Origin of the sequence: Streptococcus sanguinis (assembly GCF_008329445.1) — a bacterium.
In the GTDB taxonomy this organism is placed as follows: domain Bacteria; phylum Bacillota; class Bacilli; order Lactobacillales; family Streptococcaceae; genus Streptococcus; species Streptococcus sanguinis_O.
In genome coordinates this window covers 59,632-68,669 of record NZ_VIBR01000007.1, presented here as the reverse complement: position 1 = coordinate 68,669, position 9,038 = coordinate 59,632, and the positions used below count along the sequence as shown (strand labels likewise).

Below are 9,038 nucleotides of genomic sequence, written 5' to 3'. Positions count from 1 at the left end.
TAAAAATGAAACAAAGTCTGACACGAAAGACCCAGCCACTCCAGCAGCGGGTATCGATGTCAATGCTTTAGCGGCAGGAGATTTTTCTACTGTGGCTGGTACCTGGCAAAATGATTTGGGGGATCAATTTGTTATTGATGGCAATGGTTCAACAGTGCTCAAACGAAGTTCAGGAGAAGTGATTGACAATAATACCTTTTACAATGGTAGAGTTGATAATAATAAATATGTTGTATCTTTTGGGTACTATAGCTCTGGTAGCAGTGATCCCTTGTTCTTTATTCCAGAAGGTGCTGCATTGCCCTTGACAGGTAATCCTGCTCCAAAAGAACAATTGCAACTAGGCAGCGATGCTATCACTGCTTCCCAGCATCCGTATTATCGCGTATCTAATTAGTGACTGTATAGGTGGGGTTAGGGATGATGTTCCCAGCTCCACCTTTATTTGGATAAAAAAACATGAAGGGAGTAAAAATGGCCACCTTAATGATGAAAAAAATAGCTGAGGACTTAAATAAGATTAGAGTATTGGATGAAAATGGAGCTTTGGTGGCTTACTATGCCCTTCTGCCGGCTGACTTTTCTGGTGGTGACAGCAAGCTTTATCTTGAAAATCCAACGAGTCAAAGGCGGATGTATAGAATTTATCAAAATATGAAACCCTTTTTATTTCCTATTGTCCCAGCTCATGATTGTACCGTGATTTATCTAACATCTGAGGCTGGAGTTGAGATTACAGTCGCAGAACATCTGGAAGAATATATCTACGATAATCAATAGATTAATAGACAGACAAAGAACCCCTCTTTCCGTACTTGGAAAGAGGGGTTCTTTGTTTTATAAACCGTAATTATAGTCGTCATCCTGCATGGCTTCAACTTCGCCCAGCAGGTAGCCGTTTCCTACTTGGGAGAAGAAGTCATGGTTGGAAGTACCGGTTGAGATACCGTTCATGACGATAGGATTGACATCGTCCGCTGAGTCTGGGAAGAGGGGATCCTGTCCCAGATTCATCAGAGCCTTGTTGGCATTGTAGCGCAGGAAGGTCTTAACCTCTTCGGTCCAGCCGACTGTGTCATACAGGCTTTCAGTGTAGCCTTCTTCATTTTCATAGAGGGTGTAGAGTAGGTCATACATCCATTCTTTGAGTTTTTCTTGCTCGTCTTCTGGTAGTTCATTAAAACCTAGCTGGAACTTGTAGCCGATATAGGTTCCGTGGACAGACTCGTCACGGATAATCAGCTTGATAATCTCAGCGACGTTAGCCAGTTTGTTATTCCCCAGATAGTAGAGCGGAGTGAAGAAACCAGAGTAGAAGAGGAAGGTTTCTAAGAAAACGCTGGCTATTTTCTTTTCCAGAGCTGTACCGTTCAGGTAAATCTCGTTGATAATCTCAGCTTTCTTTTGCAGGTATGGATTGGTGTTGGTCCAATCAAAGATTTCATCGATTTCTGACTTGGTGTTGAGCGTAGAAAAGATAGAAGAGTAGGACTTGGCATGAACGGACTCCATAAATTGGATGTTGTTGAAGACAGCTTCTTCGTGAGCTGTGCGGACATCCTTACGTAGGGCATCCACACCAGATTCAGACTGGAGTGTATCCAGCAGGGTTAGGCCACCGAAGACCTTGCCGACCAGGTCTTTTTCCTTGTGGGATAGCTTTCTCCAGTCATCCAGGTCATTGGATAGGGGAATCCGCGTATCCAGCCAGAATTGCTCAGTCAGTTTTTCCCAGGTGGACTTATCGATGACATCTTCGATAGCGTTCCAGTTAATGGCTTTGTAGTAAGTTTGCATGGATTATTTCTCCCTAGAGTGTTTTAAATAATTATTGAATATTTTATCAATGCTACTCACAATAATGAAAAATAAAGTAAACAAAGCTAATTGCATCGTATAATCAGATGAGCTTGTAGAGTGATCTAACAATATGCGAAATTGAATTAAATAAAAACTAAATGAATAGCTAATTGGTAGCATTGAAAATAATGGCTTATCATTAAATTTCTGAGAAATAACTTTAATGATGAAGTACATAATTCCTAAAATAATAACCGGTGTGAGTAACATATCAAGAACGGATGTTTCCGGATTCAATTTCAAAACTAACTTTGTTATTAAACTGAGTAAAAATAGAAACACAGATGTTTCAATTACAAGATAAGCAAGATACTCAAAAACTGTTAATTTTTTTTTCATAAAGATGTCTCCTATTATAATAATTAACTAAATCACACAGCTTTCACAATGGTTGGCACCTACTTCGCCCCCATCATCAGTGAAGGTGCGGACGTAGTAGATGGACTTGATACCTTTGTTGAAGGCGTAGTTACGCAGGATAGAAAGGTCGCGGGTTGTTTGCTTGCTTTCTTTTTTCCATTCGTAGAGGCCTTTAGGAATATCGCTGCGCATAAAGAGAGTCAGGGAAAGACCTTGGTCCACGTGCTCAGTTGCGGCTGCATAGACATCGATAACCTTGCGCATGTCCATGTCATAGGCGCTGGTGTAGTAAGGGATAGTCTCAGTTGACAGACCAGCAGCAGGATAGTAGATCTTACCAATTTTCTTTTCTTGACGTTCTTCGATCCGTTGAGTAATTGGATGAATTGAAGCAGAAACGTCATTGATGTAGCTGATAGAGCCATTTGGTGCAACGGCCAAGCGGTTTTGATGGTAGAGACCATCAGCCTTGATCTTGTCGCGCAGCTCTGCCCAATCTTCTGAAGACGGGATAAAGATGCCTGCGAAGAGTTCTTTGACACGGTCAGACTTAGGTACAAATTCACCCGTCAGGTACTTGTCAAAGTAAGTGCCGTTAGCATAGTCAGATTTTTCAAAGTTATGGAAGGTCACGCCACGCTCGCGAGCGATATTGTTAGACTCAACTAAAGTCCAGTAGTTCATAAGCATAAAGTAGATGCTAGTGAACTCTACAGCTTCCGCTGATCCATAATCGATCAGCTGCTGTGCCAAGTAGCTGTGCAGTCCCATAGCTCCCAGACCAAAGGTATGCGCCAGACTGTTACCATTGTCGATAGAAGGCACAGCTGTGATGTGCGAGCTGTCTGTGACAAAGGTCAAAGCGCGTGTCATAGTTCGGATGGATTTTCCGAAGTCAGGCGAAGTCATCATGTTGACAACGTTCGTAGAGCCTAAGTTACATGATACATCTGTTCCTAGGTGAAGATACTCTTGCGCATCATTCAAAAGGCTAGGCTCTTGCACCTGCAGGATTTCAGAGCAAAGGTTACTCATGACGATTTTACCGTCAATTGGATTTGAACGGTTGGCTGTATCAATGTTTACGACATAAGGATAGCCAGATTCTTGTTGGAGTTTAGAAATTTCTGTTTCCAAATCACGGGCCTTGATCTTGGTCTTAGTGATATTTGGATTAGTGACCAATTCATCGTATTTTTCAGTGATGTCAAGATAGGCAAATGGTACTCCATACTCGCGTTCAACAGAGTATGGGCTGAAGAGGTACATTTCTTCATTCTTGCGCGCTAATTCGTAGAACTTATCTGGAATGACGACACCGAGTGAAAGGGTTTTAACCCGAACTTTTTCGTCGGCGTTTTCTTTCTTGGTAGAAAGGAAAGAGATGATATCTGGGTGGAAAACATTGAGGTAAACAACCCCAGCTCCCTGACGTTGGCCCAGCTGGTTAGAGTAAGAGAAACTGTCCTCAAAGAGTTTCATAACAGGCACAACGCCAGATGCAGCTCCTTCATAACCCTTGATAGGTGCTCCAGCTTCCCGCAGATTGCTGAGGGAAATACCGACCCCGCCTCCGATACGAGACAACTGCAGGGCAGAGTTAATGGAGCGGCCGATTGAGTTCATATCATCTGTTACTTGGATGAGGAAGCAGGAAACCAATTCGCCGCGACGAGCCCGACCAGCGTTGAGGAAGCTTGGTGTAGCCGGTTGGTAGCGCTGGTGGATAATTTCATTAGCAATATCCTTGGCAATGGCTTCATCTCCGTTGGCAAAGTAGAGGGCGTTGAAGAGTACCCGATCTTCCATGCTTTCCAGATAGTATTCGCCATCATTGGTCTTCAGTGCATACTGGTTGTAGAACTTATAAGCAGCCATGAAAGATTTAAACTTGAAATCTTGAGCATGGATAAAAGCAGTCAGCTCCTTGATGTATTCAGGAGAATAAAGTTCAATAAATTCCTTTTCCAAATAGTTTTCTTCTATTAAATATTTAATTTTTTCTGTGATAGAAGAAAATTGCTTGGTGTTTGGCTCAACGTTTTCTTTAAAAAAAGCTTTTAAGGCTTCTTGGTCTTTATGAAGCATAATCTGACCATTAACTGGACGGTTGATTTCGTTGTTGAGTCGGAAGTATGTCACATCCTCTAAATGTTTGAGTCCCATGTTTTTCCTTTTCTATATAAATAAGATAATTAGCTAGCGGAAAAATATCCGCCTTACAAAAGAAACGGCCCCTATGAGCATAGGAGCTGCAGTTTGCCCTGATAATCTGTCTTTTAGTTTATCTCCCAATCAAGGCGCGCTGCCCTCAAAATAAACTACATTAAGACAGTTTTTTCAATTTACCAGGTTGGAAACCAGAAAATGCCTCAGTTGCTGTCTGAATCACAGGAGCAGCGTTGAAACCAAGATCTTTGACATGGTCAATGAATTCTGGCTGTTCGTCCAAGTTGATTTCGCGGTATTCTACATGATTAGTATCTAAGAAGCGCTTGGTCATTTTGCACTGAACGCAGTTGTTTTTTGAGTAAATAGTTACCATTAAAAATTCCTCTAAACTTTCGTTTTTTCTTTTAAATAATACGAAACTAGTATATCTAAAAGAAAATAGAATGTCAATAGTTTTGAACTAAATATTGTGTGATATTTTGTTATAGGATAGATTACAATACAATATATAGTGTTTGTATAAGCGGTGAAAAGAAGTGAAAAATTGCAGAAAAGGAGCAAAATGCTGTTGCGGCAATGCTTAAACAAGTCTTAAAATGTTAGAAAAATGACTAGTAGCTTTTCCTTCCCAAAACCAAAATCCAATATCTTGTGTTACAGAATTTAGGGAATCACTAGCAGGAGTGGAGGGAGGAGTTTATATTCTTAATTTATGGAAATTAAGAATATAAAAATAAGAAATTTATGATTGAAAACTTGCTGGAAGAAATGTTTGAATAAAAGCTGAAAGATAGGGGCTTTTGCTTGGAAATTCCACCTTCAATATAATAAGAAGTGCTTTCATTTCCTAAGAAATATTTTGTAAGCGGGCTATAAAATTCTTGAAAAAGATTTCAAAAGGTGATATAATATCAACTTGTAAGGGTTATCACAATAACTCAAAAAGAATTATTTAAAAGGAGAGTCTAACTATGGCTTCTAAAGATTTCCACATTGTAGCAGAAACAGGTATTCACGCACGTCCAGCAACTTTGTTGGTTCAAACTGCTAGCAAATTCGCTTCAGACATCACGCTTGAATACAAAGGTAAATCAGTAAACTTGAAATCTATCATGGGTGTTATGAGTCTCGGTGTTGGCCAAGGAGCTGATGTTAAGATCTCAGCTGAAGGTGCAGATGCAGACGATGCTATCGCTGCAATCTCTGAAACAATGGAAAAAGAAGGATTGGCTTAATATGACAGAAATGCTTAAAGGAATTGCAGCATCTGACGGTGTTGCCGTTGCTAAGGCATATCTATTAGTTCAACCGGATTTATCATTTGAGACTGTTTCAGTCGAAGATACGAATGCAGAAGAGGCTCGTTTGGATGCAGCTCTTGAAGCTTCACAGAACGAGCTTTCTGTTATCCGTGAGAAAGCAGTAGATAGCCTTGGTGAGGAAGCCGCTCAGGTGTTTGACGCTCACTTAATGGTACTTGCTGACCCTGAAATGGTTGGGCAAATCAAAGAAACAATCCGTGCGAAAAAGACCAATGCAGAAGCTGGTCTGAAAGAAGTAACGGACATGTTTATCACTCTCTTTGAAAACATGGACGACAATCCATATATGCAAGAGCGTGCGGCAGATATCCGCGACGTGACGAAGCGTGTTCTTGCTAACCTTTTGGGCAAGAAATTGCCAAATCCAGCGTCTATCAATGAAGAATCAGTTGTCATTGCTCATGACTTGACTCCTTCTGATACAGCACAGCTGGATAAGAAATTTGTTAAAGCTTTTGTAACTAATATCGGCGGCCGGACAAGCCACTCTGCTATCATGGCTCGTACGCTTGAAATCGCAGCAGTATTGGGAACTAATAATATTACTGAGCTTGTAAAAGACGGCGATGTGATTGCAGCTAACGGTATCACTGGTGAAGTGATTATCAATCCAACTGAAGAACAAATCGCAGCATTTAAAGCAGCTGGTGAGGCTTATGCTAAGCAAAAAGCTGAATGGGAATTGCTTAAGGATGCTCAGACTGTGACTGCAGATGGCAAGCACTTCGAATTGGCAGCCAATATCGGTACGCCAAAAGACGTTGAAGGTGTCAATGCTAACGGTGCAGAAGCAGTTGGTCTTTACCGGACTGAGTTCCTTTATATGGACTCTCAAGACTTCCCGACAGAAGATGAGCAGTACGAAGCATACAAGGCTGTACTTGAAGGCATGAATGGAAAACCAGTTGTTGTTCGTACAATGGACATTGGTGGAGATAAGGAACTTCCTTACTTTGATATGCCACACGAAATGAACCCATTCCTTGGTTTCCGTGCTTTGCGTATCTCTATCTCGGAAACTGGTGATGCTATGTTCCGTACACAAATCCGCGCTCTCTTGCGTGCTTCTGTACATGGACAATTGCGCATCATGTTCCCAATGGTAGCCCTTCTGACAGAATTCCGCAAAGCTAAAGCGGTTTATGACGAAGAAAAAGCTAAGCTGCAAGCTGAAGGCGTTGCAGTAGCAGACAATATCCAAGTAGGTATCATGATTGAAATCCCAGCAGCAGCTATGCTAGCGGATCAATTTGCCAAGGAAGTTGACTTCTTCTCTATCGGTACCAACGACTTGATTCAGTACACTATGGCAGCTGACCGGATGAATGAGCAAGTCTCTTACCTCTATCAACCATACAACCCATCTATCCTTCGCTTGATTAACAATGTTATCAAAGCTGCTCATGCTGAAGGCAAATGGGCAGGTATGTGTGGAGAAATGGCCGGCGATCAAACTGCGGTACCATTGCTCGTAGGTATGGGCTTGGATGAATTCTCTATGAGTGCGACTTCTGTCCTTCGGACTCGTAGCCTCATGAAGAAGCTGGATACGAAGAAGATGCAAGAACTGGCTCAGCGTGCACTGACTGAATGTGCAACGATGGAAGAAGTTCTTGAACTTGAAAAAGAATATCTGAACTTCGATTAATCTGAAAATTAAGATCAGGGAGATTTTCCTGGTCTTTTTTATTTTCTTCAGGGGCATAGTGAAGTTTGTGCAGAAGGTTGAAATCAAAGAAAACAGAAAATAAGCAGATCTAATATGAACAAACTTAGATAATCTATCTTAATTGTGAAAAAATTCTTTAAATTTATAACTTTTGGTTGAAATTTTCAGAAAATTTGGTAAAATAATATTTAATAACATTTTGGAGGGGACAAGTGACACAATATAAAAACTATATAAATGGAGAGTGGAAAGTTTCTGAAAATGAAATTACCATCTCATCTCCTATCAACAATGAGATTTTAGGAACTGTGCCTGCCATGACTCAGGCAGAGGTCGACTATGCGATGGCGAGCGCTCGTGCGGCTTTGCCAGCTTGGCGAGCTCTTTCAGCAGTTGAACGTGCAGCTTATTTGCATAAGGTTGCGGATATTTTGGAGCGCGATCAGGAGAAGATTGGCGAAATTCTTGCAAAAGAAGTTGCCAAGGGTATCAAAGCGGCAGTCGGAGAGGTAGTCCGGACAGCAGACTTGATTCGCTATGCGGCTGAAGAGGGCATTCGTATTCATGGTCAGGTTATGGAAGGCGGCGGCTTTGAAGCTGCCAGCAAGAAAAAATTGGCTGTGGTCCGTCGTGAGCCCGTAGGAGTTGTACTTGCCATTGCGCCATTTAACTACCCAGTCAACCTGTCTGGTTCCAAAATTGCTCCTGCCCTTATCGGCGGAAACGTCGTGATGTTTAAGCCGCCTACACAAGGTTCAATTTCTGGTCTGCTCTTGGCTCAAGCTTTTGCTGAGGCTGGTCTGCCTGCTGGTGTTTTCAATACCATCACAGGACGTGGTTCAGAAATCGGGGATTACATCATTGAGCATAAGGAAGTAAACTACATTAACTTTACTGGCTCCACCCCAATCGGTGAGCGCATCGGTAAGTTGGCTGGTATGCGTCCAATTATGTTAGAATTGGGTGGTAAGGATGCTGCAGTTGTGCTGGAAGATGCTGACTTGGAGCATGCAGCTAAGCAGATTGTTGGCGGGGCATACAGTTATTCTGGCCAGCGCTGTACGGCTATAAAACGTGTCATTGTCATGGAGAGCGTAGCAGACAAATTAGCGGCGCTGATTAAGGCAGAGGTAGAGAAACTGACGGTTGGTGATCCCTTTGATAATGCGGATATCACACCAGTCATTGATAATGCATCAGCAGATTTCATCTGGGGCTTGATTGAAGATGCTCAGGAAAAGGGAGCGTCAGCCTTGACAGAAATCAAACGTGAAGCAAATCTCATCTGGCCTGCCTTGTTTGACCATGTGACACTGGATATGAAATTAGCTTGGGAAGAGCCATTTGGTCCTGTTCTTCCGATTATTCGTGTGACTTCCGTTGAAGAGGCTATTCAGATCTGTAACCAGTCAGAGTTTGGTCTTCAATCTTCAGTCTTTACAAATGATTTCCCTAAAGCATTTGAAATTGCTGAGAAACTGGAAGTGGGTACTGTACATATCAATAATAAGACCCAACGTGGTCCAGATAACTTCCCATTCCTTGGAGTTAAGGGATCTGGAGCAGGAGTGCAAGGGATTCGTTACAGTATCGAAGCGATGACACAAGTGAAATCCATCGTGTTTGATGTGAAATAATGAGAAAGGCGGCTTTGT

9 protein-coding genes are annotated in these 9,038 nt (G+C 42.0%); 5 read left to right on the top strand and 4 right to left on the bottom strand.

The window, feature by feature from the left end; genetic code table 11:
* The coding region (locus FKX92_RS11935) for a DUF6287 domain-containing protein (RefSeq protein WP_223105458.1) at positions 1 to 397 on the top strand (397 nt) is incomplete at its 5' end.
* Positions 398 to 474: 77 nt separating this feature from the next.
* Positions 475 to 780, top strand: coding sequence for a hypothetical protein (locus FKX92_RS11930; RefSeq protein WP_002912062.1), 306 nt, complete (start codon positions 475 to 477; stop codon positions 778 to 780).
* Between the two features lie 57 nt (positions 781 to 837).
* Here FKX92_RS11930 and nrdF read toward each other — a convergent pair whose 3' ends face one another.
* The 4 genes from nrdF to nrdH form a co-directional block, all read right to left on the bottom strand.
* Positions 838 to 1,797: a class 1b ribonucleoside-diphosphate reductase subunit beta gene (nrdF, locus tag FKX92_RS11925; RefSeq protein WP_002919372.1), complete on the bottom strand. Its 960-nt coding sequence runs from the start codon at positions 1,795 to 1,797 to the stop codon at positions 838 to 840.
* 3 nt (positions 1,798 to 1,800) lie between these two features.
* Positions 1,801 to 2,199 carry a hypothetical protein gene (locus tag FKX92_RS11920; RefSeq protein WP_149566406.1) on the bottom strand — a complete coding sequence of 133 codons (399 nt, stop codon included), beginning with the start codon at positions 2,197 to 2,199 and terminating at the stop codon, positions 1,801 to 1,803.
* Positions 2,200 to 2,226: 27 nt separating this feature from the next.
* Complete coding sequence (gene nrdE / locus FKX92_RS11915; protein WP_149566405.1) at positions 2,227 to 4,386, bottom strand: class 1b ribonucleoside-diphosphate reductase subunit alpha; 2,160 nt, start codon at positions 4,384 to 4,386, stop codon at positions 2,227 to 2,229.
* A gap of 160 nt (positions 4,387 to 4,546) precedes the next feature.
* A complete protein-coding gene (gene nrdH / locus FKX92_RS11910) occupies positions 4,547 to 4,765 on the bottom strand; it encodes a glutaredoxin-like protein NrdH (RefSeq protein WP_002897920.1) in 219 nt (72 codons plus the stop codon).
* 598 nt (positions 4,766 to 5,363) lie between these two features.
* On the opposite strand from nrdH, the gene FKX92_RS11905 reads away from it, so the two are divergent.
* The 3 genes from FKX92_RS11905 (at position 5,364) to FKX92_RS11895 (ending at position 9,020) form a co-directional block, all read left to right on the top strand.
* On the top strand, positions 5,364 to 5,627 hold the full coding sequence (locus FKX92_RS11905; protein ID WP_002896017.1) for a phosphocarrier protein HPr: 264 nt from the start codon (positions 5,364 to 5,366) through the stop codon (positions 5,625 to 5,627).
* A gap of 1 nt (position 5,628) precedes the next feature.
* A complete protein-coding gene (gene ptsP / locus FKX92_RS11900; RefSeq protein WP_149566404.1) occupies positions 5,629 to 7,362 on the top strand; it encodes a phosphoenolpyruvate--protein phosphotransferase in 1,734 nt (577 codons plus the stop codon).
* Between the two features lie 233 nt (positions 7,363 to 7,595).
* A complete protein-coding gene (locus FKX92_RS11895; RefSeq protein ID WP_002910196.1) occupies positions 7,596 to 9,020 on the top strand; it encodes an NADP-dependent glyceraldehyde-3-phosphate dehydrogenase in 1,425 nt (474 codons plus the stop codon).
* Positions 9,021 to 9,038 lie beyond the last annotated feature (18 nt).